Below are 25926 nucleotides of genomic sequence, written 5' to 3'. Positions count from 1 at the left end.
ACAATCGCGGGCACAACAGACCGTCCGCGAGCAGCGAAGCATGGTACAACGGAAGCGCAAAATAGGAATGAGGGGGTTGGTACGGGTGATGACGCCGGGGCTAGCGCCAGCTCTCGTCTTCCCAGACTTCCCGGAGAATAGCGTCCAGCATTTCGCGATCGGCCTCTTTTTCAAGCCCCTGGAGCTCGACCCCCGTCACCGATCCTATTTTCACGTTCACCCGCGATGACGGAAACAGGGATCGTATTCTGCGGGTCAGTTCGCACTGAAAGGCTTCAACGACGGCATGGCCAATCTGCTGGTCTTTATCGAGAGTAATGTTCACCCGAACGTTGCCCTCTTTTTTGATTCGTTCCGGAACAGGCGACGCTGAGAAAACAACGGTAAATGCGTTGTTCTTGATTAAATTTCCCCGCGCAATCTCAGCAATCAAATTCAGGGCAATCTCACGATCTCTTTCCTGACACGTTCCTTCTGTCGTCAGTCGCGCAATCAGCTCGACTCGTTCAATCATGACCTGCTCGTTCAACTCTCTGTCCACACAACCTCCACCACGAGATACTGTATAAACATACAGTAGCACGTATTCATAAAAAGAGTGAAGCGAAAAATCAGAACCCTTCACGGTATGTACATGATATGGATGGAGATTAGCGGCCTCTCTGAGCGAAGAGATCCGTTAAATACCCAATACGTTCAAGGATTTTCCGCGCCTTTTGCTGGTAAGAGCACGGTGCCGGAAATAGCGATCCGTCGGCTGCGCCTCTGCACCATTTATCGTTAAAGCGGCTGATGCCTCCCGCCATTAGATGCAGGGCTTCTCCCCGACTGATGGTTATCCCGGTGGCGAGCCGTATCTCATCGATCACCTTCTCCGGTACCCCGTTCTGCGGATCGCTCGCGAAGACGATGGGCGACGACGCGCCAGGGCGGATGAATTTGATGCGTTTGGTTAACGCCCGCCTCGCACGTCGGCTGAGGGGTTGAGAAAGATCGGTCTGCGTACAGTTATTGACAGAACTCCGAGAGGATACAGGCGCGTCCTTATGATCCGCGGCCCGCTTCGGCACAATTTTCCACTGCGTGAGTCGGGTTAAAATCGGGCTATCCGCGCCAACGGCGGGATCGTACACGCCGCGGATGCGGACCGTTTCCTCACCGTACTGGTTAAACCCGGCGCGCGCCTCATACAGCGTGCGCACCTGTAAATCATCGCGACGCACAAACGGCCCACCCTGCGCAGTGACGTAACCCGCCCAGTCCCCGGCGTCGGCAGCCTCATGGACGGCGGCAAACTCAACGCTCAGACCGCGCGCGGCCTCGGGATCCGCCAGACGCCGCAGCTCGCGGTAGACCGTTACCGGCGCGCCGCCGATAAACTGAAACTGGCGAATGTGCCAGCGCCCTGCCCAGGCCGACACGGCGGACGCCGTCTCTTTCAGCAGCCCGCCGCTTTCGCTATCGGTCTCGCCATCGAGCGCATAGCCGTCGATATTCTTTGAGATGTATTTGGCAATATAGCCGGTAGCGCTGCCTTTCTGCGGATCGATCGCGTCCGCGTGAAAGCGCGCCTGTCTGGCGCTTTCGCTCTGCAGCTCAACGGCATCCTCCTGCCGGGCGTAGTCCCCGATAATCTGGCGAACGCGTTCAACATCTTCCGGCAGCATAAACATCAGCATGTGCCAGTGGGGCGTACCGTCGTGATGGGGTTCCGCAACGCGGATACCGAAAATACGGATCCCCTCACGGTGAAGTTTTGCCCGAATACGCGCCCACAGCCGGGTCAGGTAGCCTTGCGTATCCGCCGGGCTGGCCCCGGTCCACTTCGCGTTGGGGTAACCTGATTTCAGCGTCGCGTGATACTGCGCGGGCGCGGTTAAGGTATAGAACTCGCCTACATAGCCCAGCGCCTCACAGATATTTTCGAACCCGCGGATGCGGGTCATCAGTTCACAGCGCCGTATCGCCGGATTAGCCACCGAACTATCGATTTTTTCAATTAAGCTGATGCGGTTGCCCTCTTCATCTTCCAGCTCCATGCCCTTGAGAAATTCGCGGGTGCGGCGCTTCTGCTCGCGCCACTCGGTCACGCAGCGTTTGCTCGCATACGCCGTTCTCCGTTTGCTGACGTTGCCGAGGGCAATCTGCAAATGCTCGCGCCAGGCAGCCGCGACCCGACGCAGACGCCCGCGCCACCACGCCTCGGAAAACATGCGGATCACTGCCGCAGCAACGTCATCTTTGTCGAAAAACGTCTTCGACACCCGCTCCCAGTGCGGAGGCGACACGTTGAACTGCCGGGCGATCAGTGCGGCGCGCTGATACCAGACGTACAGCGTCTGGTATTCACCCATCTCAGCATCCTTAATATTCGCCAGCTCGCCGCGAATAAGGCTGGCGATATCTGCGGCCAGCAGGTCGACGTCCGCGCGGGACATATCCGGAAGGCGGTTATAGCGGGCAACCATTTCGACCATCCGCGAGGCGAGGTATTGCAGAAGCTGAGTGTCGAAATGGCCGTCAAACACGGCCCTGGAGACCTCGTCGTGCAGGCCTGTACAGGCATAGCGTTCAGAGACCCGCCGCAGGCGGGGTAACATTCTTTTGCAGAAGCGGATCAAAAAGGCGTTAGCCTGCGGGCTGCCCCGATGCTGTTCGAGGGCATCAACCGTGCGCCAGACCTCGAAGCGTACGCAGTCGGGCTGCTGTGAGAGAGCCATTCTTGCCTGCTGCAGCGCCGCGAAAAGGCGATCGCGGCTCTGCTGTTGGGCATGGGTGAGATAAGGGCTGGCAATGGCCGACCGTGGGGCATTCCACGGATAAGCAAATGACGTAGCCAACTTATCCTCCACGGACGTGTTTATTTTTCATCTCCGCGATCTCCTGGCAGGTGACGCACAGGGCCACGCCGGGCACCGCCATGCGGCGCGCCTCAGGTATCGGGGTCTCGCAGTCCTCGCAGAGGAAACGCGAAGGCGATGCGGGCCGTCTGCGGGCGCAATTAATGTACCGCTCTCTGTCCTCCTGCTCGCGCGCCTGCGCAAGATCGATAAAATCGGCCATCAGTGCAGCTCCTGTGATTCACGCTCGTAGCGGGCCGCCTCGTGGCACAGCAGTTCGGCAACGTCCTCTCCGCTCATGCCGGTTTTGTAGATATGGCTCGCCAGCGCCTCCAGGCGCAGGGAGACCGCGAGGGCCCGCGCGCATCGTTCCTCCGTTTTTGCCTCCATCAGCAGGCGCTTCAGTTCTTCACTTCCGATCGGATAAGGGCGGTTTTCACTGTTTCGCATCACGCGTTCTCCTTAATTTCAGGCAATAGAGTGCCCGGCGGGTTTACGCCATTAGGTTTTTGGTTGGGTTATATCGGCATGGTCAGCCGTTCAGGAAATAAACTCACAACAGCACGAAAATGGTTCATGGCGTTAATCAACGCCCTTTTCTCTTCAGTCGTCAGCTCGCTGATATCGCACTCATGACGGGCAACGGGCAATCTCGCCAGGAAAAAGATGGCGGCCAGCGCCCTGCTGTTCTCCTCAAAACAGGGATCGCGCCTATCGCGCAGCTCGGCCATAAACCGCGCCAGCTCTTTTCCGCTATCGCTCCCGTATCGGGCGCGCAGTTCAGCGACGTGGTTAAGCCCGTTAAGACGCGCTCCCACGCTAAGTGGAACCCTTGCACGGGCAGCTTCTATCGCCATATCTCCCCTCGCATAAATTCACCGCACGCTAATGTGCTGAAAACGGGCACAGCACGGCTTTTTTCCACCGTTTGAGGATTGCGATTTCAGAAGCCATGCTGCATGATTCCCATTTTGATAATGTCTGCAATCATTAGCCTCTGTTTGCCAACGTCTGCCGCTGATTGCCCGAATTTGCAATGATACTAATACTCAAATGAGTATTAGTAAACACCCTAAGGAATATATTTTGATTTTAGATTCTCAAGTGAATAATGAAGAGTTACTCGATAGAATCTGTCAGGTATATGGTTTTACGCAGAAAATCCAACTGGCCCGGCACTTTAATATCGCCGCCAGCTCGCTTCAGAACCGCTACGCGCGCGGTACTATCTCTTACGACTTTGCGGTTCAGTGTGCGCTGGACACCGGCGCGAGCCTTCGCTGGCTAATGACCGGGCAAGGCGCGCAGTTTGAAGGCCACCCCGCGCCGGGCGATCCCGTTTCAGTTTCCGCGTTCACTCTTAGTGATGGAAGACTGGAAGAAAATACCATTTTGAGTATCGACTCTGCTGTCTTTAGCAAACCGCTGGCACGCGGCATCGCCGTCCGGGCAGAGGGGAAGCTACACTTTATTGAAAAAGACGCATCGTTAACCGACGGCCTGTGGCTGGTTGAGATTGAAGGCACCGCCAGCATCCGCGACCTAACGCTGTTGCCGGGTAAAAAACTCCACGTGGCGGGCGGCAAGGTTCCGTTTGAATGCGGTATCGATGAGATAAAAACGGTGGGTCGCGTGGTGGGGATTTACAGCGAGGTGAGCTGAGGCTGCCAGATTCAAGGCTGACGATATTCGCCAGCCTTTTGATTGATTTTAAACGCTATTTTTCGATGTAGTTGTAAGTGGTCAGAATTCCTTTGTCAGAAAAATCAACGGACAGTTGCTGCTTGCGATCCAGATTAAGGGGAATGATGAGATAGATACGACGATCGAGGATCTGCGACGTATATTCCCAGTGGCGCGAATTATTGTAGTCAGCCGTATTTGCAGGCACGCCAAAAGCAATCAGTACATCTTTGCGGGTCGTGACCTCAGGGATCAGCTTCTGCCTTATCTCTTTTTCAGAATACTGAGCCAGGCTTGTCGCCTTAGTACCATCGTAGTTAGATGCACAAGAGGTGCTCAGGAGACAGGCTAACGCCACGCCTAAAACATTAATGGCTCTCACTGTACAAAATCCTTTTCAATATAAATACCATTGACGGTATCAAGCGCGACTTCTTTCATATAAAGTACGCAATATCCCGTTTTATCGCTATAGCTAATATGCCCTTCGTAAATCTTTTTCTTTTCTGGTTTGAAGGTGAGCGATACATTACATCCCTGGTATAAAGCGTGCTGAATAGTCGTTTTTTCTTCTGGCACAATCAGCGTTTCAAAATAGTCTTTATCATATTTCTTGCCCGTAACTTTAGGGAGACCAATATCTTTCGTCGACCCAAGGAACGGGTTCAGATAGCGATTGTGCTTAAGTACCCACCCACCAGTTTCTTTACCCGCTTTATCATACTGATAGATGCCATAACTCATCGGCGGGCCAATAAGGCGAAGCTTAGCCACATCCTCGCTACTCGGAGGAGGAGTGTACATTTTCGGCTCAGGAAAGAAAGTGCTACAGCCAGAAAGACTCACTATTGCTGGAATAATTATATATTTAAAAAATCGCATAACGTTACCTTTATATATACCATTGCCTATTTCCCGGGAGACAATACCGAGGCATTAACATCCCTGAACGTTATTAAAAAATCACTCATAGATATAAAGGTCAACTAAAAAAAATAAATTTAGCTTTAGTGTAATAAAAATGAGCGTGAGGTTGGATTTTGAGGAATTCACTAATACGATTTGTACAATGAAATGGCCATTGTTATATGATGCTCCTCAGGCACAGAAAGCGCTGCGAACCCCATGGCGAAGCGTGGCGGCATTGGCAGAGCGGGAGTCGGGAACCCAAACCATCCAGTCTCTTTGCTCACCAACCCTAAAAACTAAAGAAATCCCCCATCGCGCCGATCATCATCCGTGTGTATTATTTCCTGTAGCTATTACAACAACTAACCTTAACTCAAATACTTAAGCGCCAAAGCGAAAGGCATCATGAGCACACCGATCAAACGGCTAGAAATCATTAAAAATGCCATTGAGCTGGAAGATGACGACATCATCGAGAGCCAGCTGACACGCCTGAAAAATGAAGCGTTTGACGAAGAGCTACAGGCAATCGTCGTGGCGCTTGAGCAGAAGAACTACACCTCTGCGATGGCGGCAATTACCGCCTGGCTGCAGGGCCAGCGCGCCGTGACCCAATGGCGCGATCCGCAGGTGGCTGCCAGCAAGCTGGAGCTGAAGGCGCTGGAAGAGCGTCTGCGCGATCTGATTGACCGCCGCAACGCCCGGGTACAGCAGCTTGATGAATTCAACGATCTCTATTTCTCCCGTCTGGGCCCGCTGATGCAGCAGATCCTCGCCCTGCGTAAAACGCTGGCAGAGCTAAACCTGCGTCGTCAGCAGGCGGAAGCGCGTCGTCGCGAGGAAGATTACCGTCGCTGCCAGCGCTATATGGCGCAGGCGGTAGAGGTGCTGGCGACGCTCACCCAGCGCTGGCGCGATCTCCCTGCCGATTCCATACAGGCCGCCGAGGCGCGCAAGCATCTGGAGCAGCAAAGCAATCTGATTGCCAACCTGCTGGCCGAAGCGCTGGAGCTGGAGAGCGGCTTAACGCGCGAAGAGGAGCCTGCGCGTCAGGCCCGCGACGAGGCTAACGAAGAGTACGAGAAGTATCGCGAGCAGCATCACGATGCCGAAGTGCGGCTGCGCAAGGGCAAGGATCTTTCGGAAGAGGATCGGAACGAGCTCAAGCGTCTCTGGCGGCAGGCAAGCAAGCTCTGCCATCCGGACCTCGTGGCGGACGACCTGAAAGAGGAAGCCAACGCGATGATGGTGCAGCTCAATCAGGCGAAGCAGCGTGGTGACGTTAAAACCATTCGCTCACTGGTGGCTCGCCTGCAGCAGGGCTTCGAGCCGCTGATGGCAAGCGACAGGCTGAACGATCTGGAACGTATCCGCAAGAAAATGGCGCAGGTCCGCGAGCAGATCGACATCTTAGTGAACGAGCTGGCGGAACTGGAGAAAGAGGAATCCTGGCTGCTGGTCTCGTCGCTGAACAATATGGAAGCGTACTTCGCTCAGCAGGAGAAAGCGCTGCACGAAGTCCGCGCCTCGCTCGAACATCAGGTGAACGAAGCGCAGCTGGATTCCGCCGCCTGATTATTTGGCGTGCCAGTATGCGCTGGCACGCACCAGTTGAGGGTCAATCGCGTCGGCTTCAAACTGACGGCTCAGCGTCTTCACCACCTTCCCTTCCCCGGTCAGCCAGATGAAGTAGTCTTCCCCCGGAACGGTCAGCGCCGCCAGATGGTCCGCTACCGTCTGCGCGTTGTGGCCCACCACCCATGTAATGTTGAATTCGCTCAGGTGCGCCAGATACTCCTTATAAGAGTCGTCCCCGACCGTCACTACCGCATGAACCTGCGGGCGAACCGGCAGTTTAGCAATGCTTTCTAAGCGTCGACGCAGCGCGGGCATGCCGGACTCGTCGCACACGTACAGCTGCCAGGCGTAATCCTCCGGCACCACCAGCGAACCGCGCGGGCCGCCGATGGTCAGCCTGTCCCCCGCTTTCGCCTCGACCGCCCAGCGGCTGGCAATGCCGCCGTCGTGAATGAAGAAATCGAGCACCAGCTCATGATTTGCCTCGTCGTAAAGCGGCGTATAGTCGCGCGCCTGCGGGCGTACACCGTCGCCCCAGTCGATCCCTTCGTCGGTGACCACTGGCGGCACAAACACAGCCCCAGGGGCTGGGAAAAAGACTTTGGTATGGTCGTCGAAACCGCGGGAGCTAAAGCCCTCCAGCGCCTCACCGCCTAAAAAAATACGCTGGAAACCCGCGCTGGCGCGCTCAACGCGGAGCACCGTCAGCTCGCGAAAACGCAGGTCATTACGAACGCGCTGTGGGTAACGGGTAGATGCCATTTGTAGCCCCTTCTCTGGTGAATACGATATATCTAAATCAATTTTCAAATGATAATGATTACTAGTCAGTAAAAATGCAAGATCTTTTAGATTGCATCTGAATATATCTTAGATATAGTTTAGATATATCAAATTGAAGGAGCTGTTATGCGACACGAACACGACGGCAGCGGGCGCCGACCGCGCTTTTTCGGCCACGGCGATCTGCGGCTGGTGATTCTGGATATCCTGACCCGCAGCGCGAGCCACGGCTACGAGCTAATCAAAGAGATCGAGAATCTGACCCAGGGGAATTACACCCCGAGCCCAGGGGTGATCTATCCAACCCTGGATTATCTTCAGGATCAGACCTTTATCACCATCACGGAAGAAGAGAGCGGTCGTAAGAAGATTGCGATTACCGCTGAAGGACAACGCTGGCTGGACGAAAACCGGGAACAGCTGGAACAGATCCAGGTGCGTATCAAAGCGCGTTCCGTCGGTTTTCAGCTGCGCAAAAACCCGCAGATGAAGCGGGCGCTGGATAACTTCAAAGCGGTGTTAGACCTGAAGGTGAATCAGGGAGAGCTCAGCGACGCGCAGCTCAAGCAGATTATCGGCGTAATCGACCGCGCGGCGCTCGAGATCTCCCAGCTGGATTAAGCCGGAGCGTGCTCGCTCACGCGGAAGACGCGTACCAGCTCTTTCAGGTGCATCGCCTGTTCGTTAAGCGATGCTGCCGCAGCCACAGACTCCTCCACCAGCGCGGAGTTCTGCTGGGTGGTGGCGTCAATCAGGCCAATCGCGCTGTTAATCTGCGAGATACCTTCCGTCTGCTCGTGGCTGGCCTGGCGAATTTCCCGCAGGATCACGTCCATCTCTTCCACGTTGCCGACCATCCCGTTGATCAGCCCACTCGCTTTTTCGACCAGATTCATCCCGTCCTGAGTCTGGCTGGTGGAGCTCTCAATCAGCTCACGGATTTCGCTGGCAGACGACGCGCTCTTCTGGGCAAGCTGGCGCACCTCGCCGGCCACCACCGCGAAGCCGCGACCATGCTCACCGGCGCGCGCCGCTTCCACCGCCGCGTTCAGCGCCAGAATGTTGGTCTGGAACGCAATGGCGTCGATCAGGTCGATAATGTCGGACATCCGGTTCGATGTTTCATTTATCAGGCGCATTTTGCTGGTCACCTGCTTCATCATCTCACCGTTGTTTTTGACCACCGCGGCGGCATCCGCCGAGAGGTTGGTTGCTTCCCCGGTATGCGAGGCGGTATTTTTCACCGTCGCGGTGATCTGCTCCATCGAGGCAGCGGTCTGTTCTACAGAACTTGCCTGCTCTTCCGTGCGCGCGGCCAGATCCTGGTTCCCGGCGACAATCTGCGCGGCGGCGCTGGAGATATTCTCCGAGCCGGTTTGCACCTGCTGCACAATGTCCAGCAGTCGCGTCTTCATCTCCATCAGCGCATGCAGCAGCAGACCCGTTTCGTCTTTGCCGTGTGGCGTGATGCTGCCCGTCAGATCGCCCTCTGAAATGGCATTTGCAAAATGCACCGCCTCGCCGAGCGGACGCGTGATAGCGCGCACGATAAACCAGCCGATCAGGCTGCCTGCCGCGACGCTAAAGAGCGTGAGCAGGATCAGCAGCAGGCGGTTAGACCTGAAATCCCCTTCCACCTGCGCGCCTGCACTCTGCATCTCGCTGTTTTGAATGGTAATCAGCTCCTTCACCTTCGCTTTATAAGCCTGCTGCACGGCGAGGGTGGTGGTCATCATCTCCTGAATAGCGCCGGCACGATTGTTATTCTGCACCGCCTGCAAAATGCGGTAGCGCGAGTCCAGATACTGCTGGCGCACGCTGCGGATATCCGCCAGCACCTGCTGAGACTTTTGATCCTGCAGCGCGTTGTTCAGCTCGCCCAGGATCACCGTGATGTGCTCGCTGATCTCTTTCAGGCGCTGCTGAGATTGCCCCGTGTAGGTGCCCTGCTCGTCCAGCAGCATCAGCTGCTGAGTGCTAATAAATTCCTGGAAGTTATCGATTAACTGGTTCGCTTTTACCGTGGTCGGATAATCACTGGTAATAATGGATTGCATCCCGTTATTGGCCCGGTTCAGACTCAGCAGAGACAGGCTCGCACTGATCGCCATCAGGACAATAAAGAATCCAAACGCCAGAAATAATTTCGTGCCGATCTTTACGTCATGTAAGAACATATTTTCTCCATCGATGTGATTATTTCTCAGACGATCGCTGTTATCGGTAACGATTTCGCTAACTTTATGAGTTTGATCGTTTTTTTATTTCATAACCGTCACAATGGATAGGTATAGACTATTAATATTGCTCCATCGATCGTTACCAGACTACCGGAGAGGTGTTTTTCAAAATAGCATTCTGGATAATTGACTTAGGCGGGGATAAATAACTGAGGTACTTTCTTTAGTTATTTAATATTAAATTAACAATAAAATACATTAATAGTCACAACAAGAAAATAAAACGCCGCTTATTCCTTACGAAATAAACGGCTTTTCCGGAACATTATTGACTCAATGGAGCACAGTCACCGCATCCTTAAGGCGTCCGGCGCGGTGTTTCACCATCGCAGAAATGTGGGCGCTCTCCTCGACCAGGTCGGCGTTTTTCTGCGTGATGCTGTCAAGTTCGGCTACCGCGCGGGTCAACTCTGACAGTCCGGTTGCCTGCTCGGACGTCGCGTGGCTGATCTGGGCGATAAGCTGCGTCACGTTTTTCACCTGCTCGACAATATCATCCATCGTACGGCCTGCGGCGTGTACCTGCTCAGAGCCGGACTGCACCTTGCTGGCGCTGGCATCAATCAGTTTACGAATATCATTCGCGGCGCTGGCGCTGCGGCTGGCAAGATGGCGGACTTCGCCCGCGACCACGGCAAAACCTTTGCCCTGCTCCCCTGCCCTTGCCGCTTCAACCGCCGCGTTCAGCGCCAGAATATTGGTCTGGAAAGCGATATCGTTAATCAGGGAAGTGATCGAGCCAATTCGCTGCGTGCTGTCGGCAATGTCATCCATCGTTTTGACGACGGTCTGCATCGCGTTGCCCCCTTTCGTCGCCGCGCTGCTCGCGGCCACGGAGAGTTTATCCACCTCGGCGGCGGTTTCAGAGTTACTCTGAACGGACGCGGCCATCTGGTTCATTGTTGCGACGGTCTGCTGCACGTTCGCCACGGTCTGACGCGTCCGATCGTTCAGATCTTCATTTCCCTGCGCCAGCCTGTCGCTGCCGTCACGGACGCTCACCACCTGGCTCGACACGTCATTGATTAACCAGCGGCACATCAGGCCCAGCTGCCCGACCGCGCGCAGCGTCAGCCCCAGCTCGTCGCTGCGGTTCAGATGCTGCACGCTGTTGCGCTCACCGGTTGCGACCTTCAGCGCCTGTCGCGCCACATTCTCTATAGGGCGGACAATCTGCTGCTCAAACAGCAGCGTCCCCAGCAGCATCACTAGCGCGGCTGCGGCGAGCGGCATCCCCCCGGCGGAGGTCGCGACCAGCGTGGCGGCGAGAACGGCAAAAAGCGCCGTCATCACGCTGCGCACGCGCCAGCGCAGCGGCATGGCCGGCAGTTTACCCAGCCAGCCCTTTCCCACCACCAGCCCTTTATGAATACGTTTTTTACAGCGCCCGTCATTCAGCGCCCGGTAGAGCGGCTCCACGGCGGCAATCTCTTCCGCTGTGGCTTTGGTGCGAATGGACATATAGCCCGTCACCTGCCCGCGGCGCACCATCGGCACCGCGTTAGCACGCACCCAGTAGTGGTCGCCGTTTTTACGCCGGTTTTTGACGATTCCGCTCCAGGGCTCGCCCTGCTGTAGCGTGTACCACATATCGGCAAATGCGGCTTTTGGCATATCGGGGTGGCGCACCATATTGTGTGGCTGGCCCGTCAGCTCATCAAGCTGGTAGCCGCTCACCTGCACAAAGGTGTCGTTGGCGTGTGTGATATAGCTGTGGACGTCTGTGGTAGACATTAGGGTGGTGTCATCGTCCAGAGGATATTCATTCTGGGTGACATAGGTTGGAGAGGACATCGTGGGCATCCCTTGCAGGTTATTTGAATGTTAATTTTGTGGGTCAATGTTTTTTCGGCGGTAAACAATTTATCTTTAGTTGTTAAACTTGATGAAGATCGCAGATTTGACTTAAACCATACTTTTTGTACGATTTTATAATTCATTGATTTAAAATACTTTCGCAAAGAAATTACCTATAAAGCATGACCAGTTAATGCCCACTTAAGTCGCAGCGAATGCACTTCTTTAGTGCAGTTGCGCTTTTCCGCCCTCATTTACCCTCTCTGTCCTGTACCGCTTAATCCCGTTTCGGTTGCTCCGGCATGATTAAATATTGTGCAACATTATTTTAACCTGGCGTTTATCCCGATTTTCGTTAAGTCATCTGAAGTGGCGTAATCCCTGCAATACTTAATCCAGTATCATGTGATACGCGATCCCCGGGAGCACATTTTGAACAGGTTACCTTCCAGCGCCTCGGCTCTTGCCTGTACCGCGCACGCACTGAATCTCATTGAGAAGCGAACGCTCGATCATGAGGAGATGAAACAACTTAACCGAGAGGTCATCGATTACTTTAAAGAGCACGTCAATCCAGGGTTCCTGGAGTATCGCAAATCTGTTACCGCCGGCGGGGATTACGGAGCCGTAGAGTGGCAAGCGGGAAGTCTTAACACGCTTGTCGACACCCAGGGACAGGAGTTTATAGATTGCCTGGGAGGTTTTGGAATTTTCAACGTGGGGCACCGTAATCCAGTTGTGGTTTCCGCCGTACAGAATCAACTTGCGAAACAACCTCTCCATAGCCAGGAACTGCTCGACCCGCTTCGCGCCATGCTTGCGAAAACGCTGGCGGCCTTAACGCCCGGCAAGCTGAAATACAGCTTCTTTAGCAACAGCGGCACGGAATCGGTCGAAGCGGCGATTAAGCTCGCCAAAGCGTACCAGTCGCCGCGCGGTAAATTCACCTTTATCGCCACCAGCGGCGCGTTCCACGGTAAATCCCTGGGCGCACTGTCTGCTACCGCTAAATCCACCTTCCGCAAACCGTTTATGCCGCTGCTGCCGGGCTTCCGCCATGTGCCGTTTGGCGACATCAACGCCATGCGTACCGTGCTGAGCGAATGCCGTAAAACCGGCGATGACGTGGCGGCGGTGATCCTGGAGCCGATTCAGGGCGAAGGCGGCGTGATCCTCCCTCCGCAGGGCTATCTGCCCGCCGTGCGTCAGCTGTGCGATGAGTTTGGCGCCCTGCTGATCCTCGACGAAGTCCAGACCGGGATGGGGCGCACCGGCAAGATGTTTGCCTGCGAACACGAGAACGTTCAGCCGGACATACTGTGCCTGGCGAAGGCGCTCGGCGGCGGCGTGATGCCGATTGGCGCGACGGTGGCCACCGAAGAGGTATTCTCGGTGCTGTTCGACAACCCGTTCCTGCATACCACCACCTTTGGCGGTAACCCGCTGGCCTGTGCGGCCGCGCTGGCGACCATCAACGTGCTGCTGGAGCAAAACCTGCCCGCCCAGGCGGAGCAGAAAGGCGACATGCTGCTGGACGGCTTCCGTCAGCTAGGCCGGGAGTATCCGGACCTGGTGCAGGACGCGCGCGGTAAAGGAATGCTGATGGCGATTGAGTTTGTCGATAACGAAACCGGCTATAGCTTCGCGAGCGAAATGTTCCGCCAGCGGGTGCTGGTGGCCGGAACGCTCAACAACTCGAAAACCATCCGCATTGAACCACCGCTGACGCTGACGATTGAGCAGTGTGAGCAGGTGCTGAAAGCGGCACGTAAAGCGCTGGCAGCACTTAGAGTGAGTGTCGAAGAAATGTAATAAATCCCCCCTTCTTACCTGAAGGGGGAATTAATTCATGCTGGTGTAAATATTACAAAATGTAATTATAAAATAATATTTCAGAAATACGTTTGTCGGGTTAAACATTATAAACCTTTTTCCTTTCACATAGCTTTTTTTACAACTCACTCGATATCCATACACCCCATTTATATATTAAACCACAAAAAGGGATCCCACCGTAAAAACTTGTTTAAAAGCCCCTCACACCCATCAATTTAAAATATTAATTAATACTAAAATCAAACCTAAAAAAATCTAACGGCACATTACATCGCCATACATTGAAATAATACTTCACGACTCCTAAAATACCTTCCGCGGAACATCATGAACATGATGAAAAGAGCTGTTAAATAAGCCCATCCATTATGCGAAATGCATATTCTAAAGAGCGAAATTTGTTAATCACCATTCAAGTTCGCGCTGTGAAAGCGTTTAGCTTTTACACAATTTCAATTTGACAGAAAGATGTTTATTTAAAAGGATTTGTATGAAAAAGCACGTTTTAGCAATGGTCATTGCAACGGCAATGGTAAGTGGCGTCGCAATGAACGCACAGGCAGACACCGTAACGGTTTCTGGCGGTACGGTCAACTTCGTTGGCCAGGTTGTTAATGCTGCATGTTCTGTCGCAGCTGACTCCGTCGATCAGACCGTAACGCTGAGCCAGGTTCGTACTGTGAAATTGACCGCAAAAGGGATGCAGGCGAACCAGAAAGAAGATTTCAAAATCGTTCTGGAAGATTGTGACACCACGGTAAGCCAGAACGCCGCTGTTATTTTCAACGGTCAGCAAGACGCTGCCCTGGCAGGTTCACTGGCTAACACCGCAGGTGCTGGCTCAGCGAGTAACGTTGCCCTGCAACTGTTTGGACCGGATGGTAACGTACTCAATCTCGGCGATACCTCATCTACCATTAAGCTGATCAATGGCGAGAACACCATTCCGCTGAGCGTTGACTATATCGCTACCGGTGCGGCCACGCCGGGTAACGTATCCTCTACTGCAACATTCCAGATGGTTTACTCCTGATTCGTTAGCTGCAGTAACACCCTCGGAATCTGTTTCGGGGGTGTTTTGCCGATCCATCGAAACGGAGTCACTATGCGACAGGTCACCAGGCAATCAGCGCTGTTTTTCAGCGTATTGCTATCCGTTGCACTGCCTGCATCGGCAACTGACAACGGGAACGTGCATTTTCAGGGGCAAGTCGTTAACACCGGCTGTTCCGTCAGTGCAGAGAGTCAGGACCAGATTGTGCACATGGGTCAAATACGCAATAACCAATTTGCTGCAACGGGCGATTGGGCGGCACCGACAGCCTTTCAGATAACGCTGGAAGACTGCGATACCAGCGTCAGTCAACGTGCGGGCGTACTTTTCAGCGGAGAGTCCGATGCAAAAGACCCGCAGGTTTTTCGCGCAGGCTATGGCGCAGGCGCAGCACAGGGGATTGGTGTGGGAATATTTGACGCATCCGGTCATCTACTAATTCCTGATACAGCTCCCCCCTGGTACGCCCCCTTGCAGAATGGCGAAAATGTTCTGCGTTTTATGGCGAAATACCGCTCCACACAAGAACACGTTCAGGCTGGTACGGCCGACGCCCAGGTATGGTTTAACGTCGTCTATCAGTAAAACACTCAGAGGCCTGAGTGCCTTTTCATCAGAATTGAGGGAACAATGCAAATGAACAGAACACCCACGTCCTTGTCTCGCCTGATGGTGGCCGGTACGTTGCTGCTAACAATGGGTCTGGCAACGGATGCCTGTGCAGGTGGAATTGCCTTAGGGGCTACCCGCGTCATTTATCCGCAGGGGGATAAACAGGTTTCGTTACCTGTTATCAATTCGTCGGCAGAAAATACATTCTTAATACAATCATGGGTAGCAAACGTAGAGGGTATCAAGTCGCCAGACTTTATCCTTACGCCACCGTTATTTGTTATCCACCCTAAGAAAGAAAACACATTGCGTATTATGTATGTCGGCCCCGACCTTCCTGCCGATCGTGAAACCGTTTTTTATCTGAACAGCAAGGCCATTCCTTCTGTCGATAAAAATAAGCTGCAGGGTAATACGCTGCAAATTGCAACACAGAGTGTAATTAAATTATTCATTCGCCCTAAAAAGTTAACATCCCTTTCCGTGGATGCGCCTAAAACGCTGACGTGTCAGACCGAAAATGGAAAAGTCATCATAACGAACCCATCACCGTATTACGTATCGTTGGTCCAGTTTTTTGTGGGGGAAACCCGGCTTCCCAATTCAATGGTTTCGCCTAAAAACACGCTGACGATGGATATCCCCGGCGGCGGTACAGGCAGCGTGAAATTCCAGACAGTGAATGATTTTGGCGCAAATACCCCTACGCAGATTTGTTCCCATTAACGACCTGAAACGAAATAGCAGGCCTGCATTTTGTCATCAAGGAAGGAAGTACTTCGCATTTACTGCAGGGAAGAGAGATGAAACGTAATACTTCACTGATTTTTAGCACAGTTTCTTTAACATCCCTTACGCCACTGGCGGTGGCGATAGCGGGATTGCTATCGTCAGCAGATGCAAGTGCAGAATATTTTTTCAACCCCGCATTTTTGTCGAGCGATCCCTCTGCCGTTGCCGACCTGTCGCGGTTTTCCGCCAATGGTCAGGCGCCAGGCGTTTATCGTGTCGATCTCTGGCTGAACGGGGCGTTCGTGGCGACACGCGATATCACCTTTACGGCAAGAAAAACGGCGTCCACGGCGCAACCGCAGGCGGATGATACCGGTCTGGCCGCCTGTTTATCAGCAAAAGCGCTGGAAAACCTGGGCGTTAACCTTCAGGCTTTTCCTGCGCTGACGGCCGAAAAGCCTGACAGTTGTATTGATATTGCGTCAATCATTCCCGCCTCATCGACGACCTTTGACTTTGAACATCAGCGGCTGGATATCAGTATCCCGCAAGCCGCCCTGAGGAACAGCGCACGCGGATACATTCCGCCCGAACAATGGGATGAAGGCATTAATGCCCTCCTGCTGAATTATAACTTCACCGGTTCTCGTAGCCGCGATCGGGGTGATAGCAACTCAACCAGTAAAAGCTATTTTCTCGGGCTTAACAGCGGATTAAACCTTGGCCCGTGGCGGTTAAGAGATTACTCAAGCTGGAATCATCACAGTAGCGATGACTCACGCAGCGACAGCTGGCAGCACATTAGTACCTATGTTGAACGCACGGTCATTCCGCTGAAAGGAAGATTGACGCTGGGCGACAGCTATACCCCGTCAGACGTGTTTGACAGCCTCCCATTTCGCGGTGCGCAAATCGCCTCTGATGACAATATGCTGCCCGATAGCCTGAAGGGTTTCGCGCCCACGATCCGCGGTATTGCAAAAAGCAACGCTCAGGTCACCATCAAGCAAAATGGCTACACCATTTATCAAAGCTATGTTCCACCGGGTGCATTCGCGATTAACGATCTGTTTCCAACGTCCTCAAGCGGTGACCTCAACGTTGAGGTAAAAGAATCTGACGGTAGCATCAACAGCTACTCCGTCCCTTACTCCAGCGTTCCCGTACTCCAGCGAGAAGGCCGCGTGAAGTACGCTTTAACAGCGGCAGAATACCGCAGCAGCAGCGATCAGCAGGACGAGGTTGGTTTCATTCAGGGTTCCCTAATCTGGGGACTATCGCATGGCTTCACGCTGTATAGCGGCTCGCAGATAACCAATGATTACAACGCGATCGCATTCGGTACCGGCCTGAATATGGGTGAGCTGGGAGCTATCTCTGCGGATGTGACTCACGCGAAGAGCACGCTGGCCGATGACAGCAGCCATTCAGGGCAATCGATCCGTTTTCTGTATGCAAAATCCCTTAACGGCCTCGGCACTAACTTCCAGCTGCTGGGCTACCGCTACTCGACATCGGGATTCTATTCGCTGGATGAAACAAGCTATAAGCAAATGCGCGGCTACACAGGCGACCACAAGGATGACGATACCGAGCAGCAAAATACCTGGATGGATTATTACAATCTGTACTACACCAAGCGAGGAAAGGTTCAGTTCAACATCTCTCAGCAGCTTGGAAATGCAGGTTCACTCTTTATCACGGGCAGCCAACAAACCTACTGGCATACCGATGAAAAAAATACGCTGCTCCAGGTAGGCTTCAGCGGAACCATTAAAGATGTGTCCTACAGCCTGTCCTACAACTACAACAAATCGCCGGGCATGTCGAAAAGTGACGAGATTTACGCGCTGAATTTATCACTGCCATTGAGCCTGTGGCTGCGTCCACAAAACGATGTCAGTCAGAAGCATAACTATGCGTATGCCACCTACAACATGAGCACCGACAAAAAGGGCGAAACCTCGCAAAACGCCGGGGTCAACGGCACGCTGCTTGAGGATAACAACCTGAGCTACAGCGTTCAGGAAGGGTATTCAAGCCAGGGGCCAAAATCACAAGGCTCCAGCAACCTGGAATACGATAGCGCCTATGGCAATGCGAACGTCGGTTATAACTACAGCGGAAACGGCGACTACCAGCAGGTGAACTATGGCTTAAGCGGCGGCATCATCGCTCACAAAAATGGCATCACCCTTAGCCAGCCTCTGGGTGACACCAACGTGCTGATTGCCGCTCCGGGTGCGAGAGACGTCAAGGTCGAGAACGAACCGGGTATTCGTACCGACTGGCGAGGTTATGCCGTCGTTCCCTATGCGTCCTCATATCACCTGAACCGCATGGCACTGGATATCAACTCACTGGCTGACGATATGGATATCGATGATGCCGTTACCAATGTGGTCCCTACCCGTGGCGCGGTTGTGCGGGCAACCTTCAAAGCCCGGCCCGGAACCCGCGCGTTAATGACCTTAACCCATCGCGACAAACCCGTTCCTTTCGGCGCCATGGTGTCACGTGATGACAATGGCAGCGATACGATTGTGGGTGAAGACGGAGAGGTTTATCTCTCTGGCCTGAGCCTGGCGGGGGTGCTGAAAATTCAGTGGGGTGAAGGGTCAGACAAGCAATGCAGCGTGAAGTATCAATTACCTGAAAGTAAACAGCCGCTGCAGCGGTTGAAAATGGAGTGTATATAAGTGAAATTATGGATGATTTTATTTTATTTAGTCGGGCTGGCATTCTCACGTGAGGGAATGGCCGCTATTTGTAAAAATGCTAACGGTGGTATCTCGATTGTTAACTACGATTTGACCACCACGCTGAACACCAATCAGAACATTAAAGGTGGCACCGCAGAACTGGAAAAAAAACAGGATGTGAATATTAACGCCACCTGTCCACCGGGTAATTGGGAAAAACGCACCTATCGCTCCTATGTTAGCCCTTTTTCGGTCGTCAAAACGGATGGTAACTGGAAATATCTTCAGCTTGACCCGGATTATATTATTGGCGCCATGAAAATAAATGACGCAACCATTGGTGAGTTTTATCCACCGGTTGAGTACGTTCACATGGGCGGCCACGATGAAGTGGATACCGGAGGCGTTTTCCCTGTCAACGATAACGACCTGATCTTTAGATTACAAATTGTCAGGCCTTTTATCGGCACCGTGGTTATCCCCCCAAAATTGATGTTCAATGTGTATGTCACCACGTCGAATGACGATCGCCTGACCAATATTGTCTACCAGATTACCTACAGCGGCGTTATTACCGTGCCGCAAAACTGCGTCATTAATGCCGGGCAAACCGTAACGGTGAACCTGGGCTCTCTTTATCACGGTGATTTTACGCGCGCCGGGCAGATGCCGGACAACGCTCAGCCCAAAACGTTTAATGTGCCCATTGAATGTAATGCTGACGTGAACTCGCCGGCACAATTAACCCTGCGCGTCATGGGCACTTCGGACTCTCGCTACCCGCAAGCGCTGGCATCGGATAATCCTGATGTTGCCGTCGTTGTGACCAGTGAGCAAGGCAACATACTGAAACCGAATGTCTTTTCAAGTAGCGCACCTTTCACCACAGATGACACGGGCAAGGCCAACGTGACGCTGAAAGCGTATCCCATCAGCACAACGGGCCATTCCCCAGAACTGGGCGTGTTCACCGCTCTGGCCTTGTTACGCGTTGATTTCGCATAAGGATTAGGTGATGAAAAAGCACCATTTTCTCCTGTTTCTGCTGGCAAATCTGGCGTTGTCCTTACAGACTGCCAGAGCAGATAATGACAGTTTCAATGTTCAGTTTATCGGCACCATCGTGGGTGAGTCCTGCAACGTCGACACGGGCAGCGTAGAGCAGACGGTCGATCTCGGTGACTTTACTGCGGATGATTTCCCGGCGGTTGGCACGACAACGCCGGATAAAAAGTTTGATATCACCTTGAAAAGTTGCACCCGCGCCATTACTGGCACCAAAGTCTGGTTTACCGGGAATGTGGATGCGAACGACCCGACATTACTGGCACTTTCTGATACCGGAAAGGGAACGCTTCGCATGATGGCAACGGGCCTCGGCGTTGAGCTTCTGGATACCGATCGCACCCCAATACGTATCAATAATACGGAGTCCACGCTTTATCCGCTGCTACCGGGGGATAATACGCTCACGTTTTATTTGCACTATAAATCCACGCTGCCCGTTGTGACGTCAGGAAATGCTACTGCCGTTATGTATTTTGACCTGCTTTATCAGTAAGGAATATAAATGAAACCGTTTCTCCGGCTATTTTTCCTCTGCATTATTCTGATACACCTGGGCAGCGCGAGGACAATGGCGCACGACGGGACCGTTTATATCGTGGGTACCGTCAAAAGTAAAACCTGCATTATATCGCCTGATTCGGAAAATCTTATCGTTCCAATGAGTGACGTCGCCACGCGGCAATTTACGAACCAGAAAAATGACACGCCCTGGGAACATTTTGCTATCAATCTTGAAAACTGCGGCGCAGGATTGAATAACATCAGTACCCATTTTGAAGGCACGCCCAATCAGGGCAACGCAGATTTGCTTTCGCTGACAGGCGGTCCGGGTTATGCCAGCGGCGTGGCTATCGGTATTTATAATCCGGACAAAACGCTTATTCCGCTGGGCGATGAAAGCCAGCTGTTTACGCTGTCAAATAATCAGCTCACTGCCACGCTTGATTTTTATGCCCGTTATCTCGCTGACGGAGGCGCTGTATCGGCTGGAACAGCCAATGCCGCAGCAACCTTTATTTTGACTTACGCCTGATAACACCGTGATGAAACTGCGAATCCTGATCCCTGTTTTAGCAAATTTAACGTTCATCTCTTTTGCACATGCAGGCGTTGTGATAGGGGGGACGCGTTTCGTCTATCCTGAAAAACAGCATTCCATTACCGTTTCAGTGCGCAATAAATCCACATTTCCCTGGCTGGTCAGCACAAAAATTTATGCTGGCGGAAACTGGCCAGGGGCAACCTCAGCTCCGAAAACGACATCCGCGCTTGTTGCAACGCCCGCGCTTTTTGCACTTAAGGCAGGACGGGAAAATAGCATCAGGATTTTTCGTGCCGATGAAAGTTTGCCTGCCGACCGTGAAACGCTTTTCACACTCAGCATCTCCGCTATTCCGGCCACTAAAACGAGCAGCGACAACGTGCAAATGGCCGTACGTTCGAGCTTCAAACTGTTCTATCGCCCTGAGGGATTAGACGGCAATCCAGAAAATGCGTATCGGGAAATCCGCTGGTCATATTCGGCAAATCAGCTCGTGGTAAAGAACCCGACGCCCTATTACGTGACCCTCTTCCAGACGCATATCAACAACACATCCATTGATAACGCGGGCATCCTCGCCCCTTTCAGCCAGCGAACAATGGACGCGTGCCAGAAGACGCCTCGCTGCGAAATACGCTGGCAAACCATAAACGACTATGGTCGGGTTATGCCGCCCGTGGTTAACATCCTTAATCTGAAATGAGTACCCATCATGTTTTTCACAAAACACACCTTCGCCGTTCTGACCGTTTTCGTCACATTGACCGCGCCGGCACTGGGCCACGCTGCCGAATTTACTGCTGAGCAGAAAACGGAAATCGGCAAAATCGCCGAGGATTACTTTACCGCCCATCCTGAAAAAATGGGTGAAGCGATATCTATCTATCTGGCTAATCACCCGGAGTTTCTGGTTGCCGCGAGCGAAAACCTACGTCAAAACCAGCAAGCAGCCGCGCAAAAAATGAAAGAGATGCAGGACGCCGCCAAAAAAGCGCAGTAGAGAAAACCGAAAAAAGCCGGGTGGGCTACGCTCATCCGGCTTGCAAAACGACTCCCATCTCATCCCCGCTGGCCCGGTCAGCGCAGCGCCACCGGGTAGCTTTTTACCGGTGGAACTCCGCCACCGTCATGGTGAAGTGAAGCACGGAATGGCCTTCATTGGCGTAGCCATGCGCCGCTTCCGTTTTCGCCACAGCCGAAGCCCCTGCAGCAACCTGCGTCACCGTCTCATCGACCGTTAGGGTTAATACCCCCTCGCTCACGTGCAATAACTCGACCGTTCCGGCCGGGTGCCCTGGAGAGGTAAAACGCTCCCCCGGATGCATTTCCCACAGCCAGAGTTCAATCATGTCCGGGCCAGCCGTACCCGCCAGCAGCCTGGCGCGTCCGCCCTGCTCACCCTGCCACAGCACCGGAATAGCCTCTTCTTCGATAACATGCACCAGCGGCTCGCTGGAGACGTTGACGATATCCGCCACGGAGATGCCGAGCGCGGCGGCCAGCTTGCACAAAATGGCGATGCTGGGATTGGCTGCGCCCTTTTCGATCTCCACCAGCATACCTTTGCTGACGCCGGCGCGGCGGGACAGCTCGTCCAGAGACAGTTTTTTCTCTTTCCGCCAGTTGCGGATGCGGTTCGCCACGGCCAGGCTTACCTGGGCAACATCGGCCCCCTGCGCAGTCATTATATTGACTTTTTCAGTCATTGGTCACTACCATGGTATAAAACAGTCAATAAAGGATTATTTATGTCTCTCGTTACGCCGTCAATAGATTCACGACTTGCCGGAGTTGCCCCGGGCTTTCGGGCGCTGAGTATTCTGGTTGAAGCTGCGCCGATTACCCAGCCGGAGGTTGCGCCCGCCGCGCTGGCGCAGGCCTGCCAGCAGGTGTTGAATGATGATGTGCCGTGGGCTGATGCACACCTTTCAGACTGGGATGAGGTGTTTAAAGCGTTCGGCGCGAAACCGAAACGCACGCCCTGTTCCGCCGCGGCCCTGCGCAAGCGGGTACTGAAAGACGGTTCGCTGCCGTCGCTGGATCCGGTGGTGGATATCTATAACGCTGTAAGCATTCGCTATGCCATTCCGGTGGGTGGGGAAAATCTCGCGGCCTATTCCGGTGCACCACGCCTGACCCTGGCCGAAGGTCATGAACCCTTCGATACCCTGAAAGAGGGCCAGCCGGTGGTGGAACATCCGGAACCGGGCGAGGTTATCTGGCGCGACGATCTCGGCGTGACCTGCCGCCGCTGGAACTGGCGCCAGGGAATACGGACTCGTCTGGACAGCCAGGCGCAATCTATGTGGTTTATTCTTGAAAGCCTGCCGTCGATGTCGCTTGCGGCACTGGAAGAGGCAGGAGAAGAGCTGATCAACAACCTGCAGCGGCTGATGCCGGGAGCCACTGCTCAGGTTCAGCTGCTGGAGCTGACCTGAACAACGCCGGGTGGCGCTAACGCTTACCCGGCCTACCGTACTATTCCGCACCCCGTAGGCCCGGTAAGCGCAGCGCCATCGGGCAAACACCGCACCATCCCGCACCCCGCAGGCCCGGTAAGCGTTAGCGCCACCGGGCAAACACCGCACCATCCCGCCCCCGTAGGCCCGGTAAGCGTTAGCGCCACCGGGCAAACACCGCACTATCCCGCACCACGTAGGCCCGGTAAGCGCAGCGCCATCGGGCAAACACCGCACCATCCCGCACCCCGTAGGCCCGGTAAGCGTTAGCGCCATCGGGCAAACACCGCACCATCTCGCGCCCCGTAGGCCCGGTAAGCGTTAGCGCCACCGGACAAACACCGCACCATCCCGCACCACGTAGGCCCGGTAAGCGCAGCGCCACCGGGCATTGCCGCTGCTACTCCGGCAACAACCCCACAAAACTGCGTTTCTTACGCGGCTCTGACATCAATTCCTCAAGCTTATCCACGCACGCCAGATAGTGCGGGGTTTGCTTATGCGCCAGCACTGCCTCCTCGTCTTTATAGGCCTCGTAGATAAAGAACCGGGTTTTGACCCTCGGGTCCTGCAATACGTCAAAGCGCAGGTTCCCAGGCTCCTTAATTGCCCCCTCGTGGTTGGCACGAAACACCTCCAGAAACTCGTCCACCCGCTCGGGCTTGATGTTGATTTCAACCAGCGTCACGTTCATTTTGCTTCTCCCTGTTTCTCTTCCTGCCAGAACTGGAACGCATCGCGGGCGTTCCAGTTCTCGTGAACCACTTTTTTCACCGCCTTCAGCATGGCGAGCGGCGCGCTGGACTGGAAGATGTTGCGCCCCATGTCCACGCCGGACGCGCCCTGGTCAATCGCGCGCCAGCACATCTCCAGCGCCTCGTGCTCCGGCAGCTTTTTGCCCCCGGCAATGACAATCGGCACCGGACAGCTGGCGGTCACTTTTTCAAAGCCCTCGTCCACGTAGTAGGTTTTGACGAACTGCGCCCCCATTTCGGCGGCGATGCGGCTGGCGAGCGAGAAATAGCGCGCGTCGCGCGCCATCTCTTTCCCCACGCCCGTCACCGCCAGCGTCGGCATCCCGTAGCGCGCGCCCGCATCCACCAGCTTGATGATGTTGTTGATCGACTGGTGCTCAAACTCGCTGCCGATGTACACCTGTGCCGCCACCGCGCAGACGTTCAGGCGCAGCGCGTCCTCCATCGCCACCGCCACGCACTCGTTCGACAGCTCGCCCAGAATCGAATTACCGCCGGAGGCGCGCAGCACCACCGGTTTGTTCGTCGCGGCTGGCACCTGGCTCCTGAGGATACCGCGGGTGCACATCAGCACGTCGGTTTCGCCAAACAGCGGCGCGATGGAGAGATCGATACGCTCAAGGCCGGTAGTTGGCCCCTGAAAGTAGCCGTGGTCAAAGGCCAGCATCACCGTGCGGTTGCTCTGCGGGTTGAAGATGCGCGAAAGCCTGGACTGCATGCCCCAGTCCAGCGAGCCGCAGCCCTTCAGGGTGTAAGGCACATTCTGCTGCGGCGTGCCGATGCCAAAATCCTTACCGTCTTTGATGTCGTCTAAATCAGCCATTTGCTCCCCCGTCAGAAATCGTATTTGCTGATGTTCTCTTTGGTGAACACCACGCGCTCCGGCAGCAGCACGATGCCGTTGCCCTTCGCCTCATACTGGTAGCCCTGCACGCTGTTCGGCTCGACCTTCAGCGCCCCGATATTTTTTACGTCCACGCTGTCACCCACGTTAAGATCGCCTTTTTTCAGCAGGCGATCGGCGACATTGACCGCAATTTTGCCCTGTTGTACGACATCCCACAGGCCGAAGGCTTTTACCGTGCCGCGCTCAACGTACGGACGCATCACGTTCGGCGTGCTGAACCCGACAATCGCCACCCCTTCGCGCTTCAGGTTTTCCGCCGCCTGCGCCGCCGCAGGCAGGGCGTTAGCGTCCGGGGCAACGATCGCATCCAGATCCGGATACGCTTTTAAGATCCCCTCGGCGGTTTGCAGGGATTTGGTGGCGTCGTTATAGCCAAACTGGGTGGTGACGACCTGCCACTGCGGATGATCTTTCTCGATTTTGGCCTTTGCCTCTTTCACCCACTGGTTCTGGTCGGTGACGGTGGGGCTTGAGTAGAAGAACGCCACTTTAGCGTTCGGTTTGGTGACCTGCTTGCCCGCCATCTCCACCAGCAGGCCGCCGAGCTGCTCAGGCGTCCCCTGGTTGATGTAGATGCTGCGGCACTCCGGCCTGGTGTCGGAATCCCAGGTCAGGACCTTGACGCCGCGCTGCATCGCACGCTTCAGCGCCGGGCACAGGCCGTCCGGCGACACGGCGGAGACGATGATGGCGTTATAGCCCTGGTTGACGAAGTTATTGATGAGCTGCACCTGGCCGGAGACACTCGGCTCGGTCGGGCCATCGTAGGTCACGTCCACGCCGAGGTCTTTCCCCGCCTCTTTCGCGCCGTTGCCGCCGCTGGTGAAGAACCCCACGCCCACCAGCTTCGGGATAAAGGCAATGCGGTCCGCCGCCTGCGCCGAGGCGAAGCTGAGGGCCATTGCCAGGACGAACAGTTTTGTTTTCAT

General features: G+C 54.4%; 28 protein-coding genes. 14 read left to right on the top strand and 14 right to left on the bottom strand.

Translation table 11 applies throughout. The features are described from left to right. Positions 1-100: 100 nt before the first annotated feature. The 5 genes from AB8846_RS09295 to AB8846_RS09275 all read right to left on the bottom strand — a co-directional run bounded on the left by AB8846_RS09295 (position 101) and on the right by AB8846_RS09275 (position 3697). Entirely contained in the window at positions 101-541 is a 441-nt protein-coding gene (locus AB8846_RS09295) for a DinI-like family protein (protein ID WP_063144865.1), read from the bottom strand. 109 nt (positions 542-650) lie between these two features. Beyond that, entirely contained in the window at positions 651-2840 is a 2190-nt protein-coding gene (locus AB8846_RS09290; RefSeq protein ID WP_370732563.1) for a replication endonuclease, read from the bottom strand. Position 2841: 1 nt separating this feature from the next. Next, entirely contained in the window at positions 2842-3063 is a 222-nt protein-coding gene (locus AB8846_RS09285; RefSeq protein WP_370732562.1) for a TraR/DksA family transcriptional regulator, read from the bottom strand. Next, complete coding sequence (locus AB8846_RS09280; protein WP_041908021.1) at positions 3063-3290, bottom strand: DUF2732 family protein; 228 nt, start codon at positions 3288-3290, stop codon at positions 3063-3065. The genes AB8846_RS09285 and AB8846_RS09280 overlap by 1 nt, the downstream gene beginning before the upstream one ends. A 68-nt stretch (positions 3291-3358) precedes the next feature. Beyond that, positions 3359-3697, bottom strand: coding sequence for a DUF5347 domain-containing protein (locus tag AB8846_RS09275; RefSeq protein WP_063144869.1), 339 nt, complete (start codon positions 3695-3697; stop codon positions 3359-3361). A gap of 229 nt (positions 3698-3926) precedes the next feature. Between AB8846_RS09275 and AB8846_RS09270 the strand changes: the two genes are divergently transcribed. After that, complete coding sequence (locus AB8846_RS09270) at positions 3927-4502, top strand: phage repressor protein CI (RefSeq protein ID WP_063144870.1); 576 nt, start codon at positions 3927-3929, stop codon at positions 4500-4502. A gap of 55 nt (positions 4503-4557) precedes the next feature. Here the strand turns inward: AB8846_RS09270 and AB8846_RS09265 are convergent, their stop codons facing one another. Together AB8846_RS09265 and AB8846_RS09260 are read right to left on the bottom strand one after the other, a co-directional pair. After that, on the bottom strand, positions 4558-4905 hold the full coding sequence (locus AB8846_RS09265) for a hypothetical protein (RefSeq protein ID WP_063144871.1): 348 nt from the start codon (positions 4903-4905) through the stop codon (positions 4558-4560). Next, positions 4902-5405 (bottom strand): hypothetical protein, encoded by a 504-nt coding sequence (locus AB8846_RS09260; RefSeq protein ID WP_370732561.1) that lies wholly within the window; start codon positions 5403-5405, stop codon positions 4902-4904. The genes AB8846_RS09265 and AB8846_RS09260 overlap by 4 nt, the downstream gene beginning before the upstream one ends. Before the next feature lie 432 nt (positions 5406-5837). Here AB8846_RS09260 and AB8846_RS09255 point away from each other — a divergent pair, with 432 nt between their 5' ends. Then, positions 5838-7007, top strand: coding sequence for a DNA repair protein (locus AB8846_RS09255; RefSeq protein ID WP_370732560.1), 1170 nt, complete (start codon positions 5838-5840; stop codon positions 7005-7007). Here AB8846_RS09255 and AB8846_RS09250 read toward each other — a convergent pair whose 3' ends face one another. Further along, complete coding sequence (locus AB8846_RS09250) at positions 7008-7772, bottom strand: siderophore-interacting protein (protein WP_370732559.1); 765 nt, start codon at positions 7770-7772, stop codon at positions 7008-7010. Between the two features lie 147 nt (positions 7773-7919). Between AB8846_RS09250 and AB8846_RS09245 the strand changes: the two genes are divergently transcribed. Beyond that, entirely contained in the window at positions 7920-8414 is a 495-nt protein-coding gene (locus AB8846_RS09245) for a PadR family transcriptional regulator (protein ID WP_370732558.1), read from the top strand. Here the strand turns inward: AB8846_RS09245 and AB8846_RS09240 are convergent. Next, the gene (locus AB8846_RS09240; protein WP_370732557.1) at positions 8411-9970 is read right to left on the bottom strand and encodes a methyl-accepting chemotaxis protein; all 1560 of its coding nucleotides are present in this window, start codon (positions 9968-9970) and stop codon (positions 8411-8413) included. The genes AB8846_RS09245 and AB8846_RS09240 overlap by 4 nt on opposite strands. A gap of 336 nt (positions 9971-10306) precedes the next feature. Further along, positions 10307-11827 (bottom strand): methyl-accepting chemotaxis protein, encoded by a 1521-nt coding sequence (locus AB8846_RS09235; protein WP_370732556.1) that lies wholly within the window; start codon positions 11825-11827, stop codon positions 10307-10309. A 435-nt stretch (positions 11828-12262) separates the two neighbouring features. On the opposite strand from AB8846_RS09235, the gene ygjG reads away from it, so the two are divergent. From ygjG to AB8846_RS09185, 10 genes are all read left to right on the top strand, one after another. Further along, positions 12263-13642, top strand: a complete 1380-nt coding sequence (gene ygjG / locus AB8846_RS09230; RefSeq protein WP_063144877.1) for a putrescine aminotransferase — start codon at positions 12263-12265, stop codon at positions 13640-13642. 514 nt (positions 13643-14156) lie between these two features. Next, the gene (locus AB8846_RS09225) at positions 14157-14699 is read left to right on the top strand and encodes a fimbrial protein BcfA (protein WP_063144878.1); all 543 of its coding nucleotides are present in this window, start codon (positions 14157-14159) and stop codon (positions 14697-14699) included. A 72-nt stretch (positions 14700-14771) separates the two neighbouring features. After that, the gene (locus tag AB8846_RS09220) at positions 14772-15305 is read left to right on the top strand and encodes a fimbrial protein (RefSeq protein ID WP_370732555.1); all 534 of its coding nucleotides are present in this window, start codon (positions 14772-14774) and stop codon (positions 15303-15305) included. Between the two features lie 45 nt (positions 15306-15350). Continuing rightward, the gene (locus AB8846_RS09215) at positions 15351-16058 is read left to right on the top strand and encodes a fimbria/pilus periplasmic chaperone (protein WP_370732554.1); all 708 of its coding nucleotides are present in this window, start codon (positions 15351-15353) and stop codon (positions 16056-16058) included. A 77-nt stretch (positions 16059-16135) separates the two neighbouring features. Beyond that, complete coding sequence (locus AB8846_RS09210; protein ID WP_370732553.1) at positions 16136-18763, top strand: fimbrial biogenesis usher protein; 2628 nt, start codon at positions 16136-16138, stop codon at positions 18761-18763. Further along, positions 18764-19771, top strand: a complete 1008-nt coding sequence (locus AB8846_RS09205) for a fimbrial protein (protein ID WP_331411189.1) — start codon at positions 18764-18766, stop codon at positions 19769-19771. Positions 19772-19781: 10 nt separating this feature from the next. Next, the gene (locus AB8846_RS09200) at positions 19782-20327 is read left to right on the top strand and encodes a fimbrial protein (protein ID WP_063144882.1); all 546 of its coding nucleotides are present in this window, start codon (positions 19782-19784) and stop codon (positions 20325-20327) included. Between the two features lie 9 nt (positions 20328-20336). Further along, on the top strand, positions 20337-20867 hold the full coding sequence (locus tag AB8846_RS09195; RefSeq protein ID WP_063144883.1) for a fimbrial protein: 531 nt from the start codon (positions 20337-20339) through the stop codon (positions 20865-20867). 10 nt (positions 20868-20877) lie between these two features. After that, positions 20878-21579: a fimbria/pilus periplasmic chaperone gene (locus AB8846_RS09190; protein WP_370732552.1), complete on the top strand. Its 702-nt coding sequence runs from the start codon at positions 20878-20880 to the stop codon at positions 21577-21579. A 9-nt stretch (positions 21580-21588) separates the two neighbouring features. Then, entirely contained in the window at positions 21589-21876 is a 288-nt protein-coding gene (locus AB8846_RS09185; RefSeq protein WP_370732551.1) for a hypothetical protein, read from the top strand. A 103-nt stretch (positions 21877-21979) separates the two neighbouring features. On the opposite strand, the gene AB8846_RS09180 is transcribed toward AB8846_RS09185, so the two are convergent. Beyond that, positions 21980-22582 (bottom strand): helix-turn-helix domain-containing protein, encoded by a 603-nt coding sequence (locus tag AB8846_RS09180; RefSeq protein WP_370732550.1) that lies wholly within the window; start codon positions 22580-22582, stop codon positions 21980-21982. A 42-nt stretch (positions 22583-22624) separates the two neighbouring features. On the opposite strand from AB8846_RS09180, the gene AB8846_RS09175 reads away from it, so the two are divergent. Further along, complete coding sequence (locus tag AB8846_RS09175; protein WP_370732549.1) at positions 22625-23314, top strand: B3/4 domain-containing protein; 690 nt, start codon at positions 22625-22627, stop codon at positions 23312-23314. Positions 23315-23735: 421 nt separating this feature from the next. On the opposite strand, the gene lsrG is transcribed toward AB8846_RS09175, so the two are convergent. The 3 genes from lsrG to lsrB are packed head-to-tail and all read right to left on the bottom strand — an operon-like array spanning position 23736 to position 25926. Further along, positions 23736-24029, bottom strand: coding sequence for a (4S)-4-hydroxy-5-phosphonooxypentane-2,3-dione isomerase (gene lsrG / locus AB8846_RS09170; RefSeq protein WP_003862606.1), 294 nt, complete (start codon positions 24027-24029; stop codon positions 23736-23738). Then, positions 24026-24913 carry a 3-hydroxy-5-phosphonooxypentane-2,4-dione thiolase gene (gene lsrF / locus AB8846_RS09165; protein ID WP_023333522.1) on the bottom strand — a complete coding sequence of 296 codons (888 nt, stop codon included), beginning with the start codon at positions 24911-24913 and terminating at the stop codon, positions 24026-24028. The genes lsrG and lsrF overlap by 4 nt, the downstream gene beginning before the upstream one ends. 11 nt (positions 24914-24924) lie before the next feature. Next, a complete protein-coding gene (lsrB, locus tag AB8846_RS09160) occupies positions 24925-25926 on the bottom strand; it encodes an autoinducer 2 ABC transporter substrate-binding protein LsrB (protein WP_370732548.1) in 1002 nt (333 codons plus the stop codon).

It is taken from the genome of Enterobacter sp. KB-221C9 (genome assembly GCF_041320715.1).
Taxonomy (GTDB): domain Bacteria; phylum Pseudomonadota; class Gammaproteobacteria; order Enterobacterales; family Enterobacteriaceae; genus Enterobacter; species Enterobacter asburiae_D.
The sequence above is the reverse complement of the archived record's forward strand: the minus strand, read 5'-3'. Positions and strand labels throughout refer to the sequence as shown.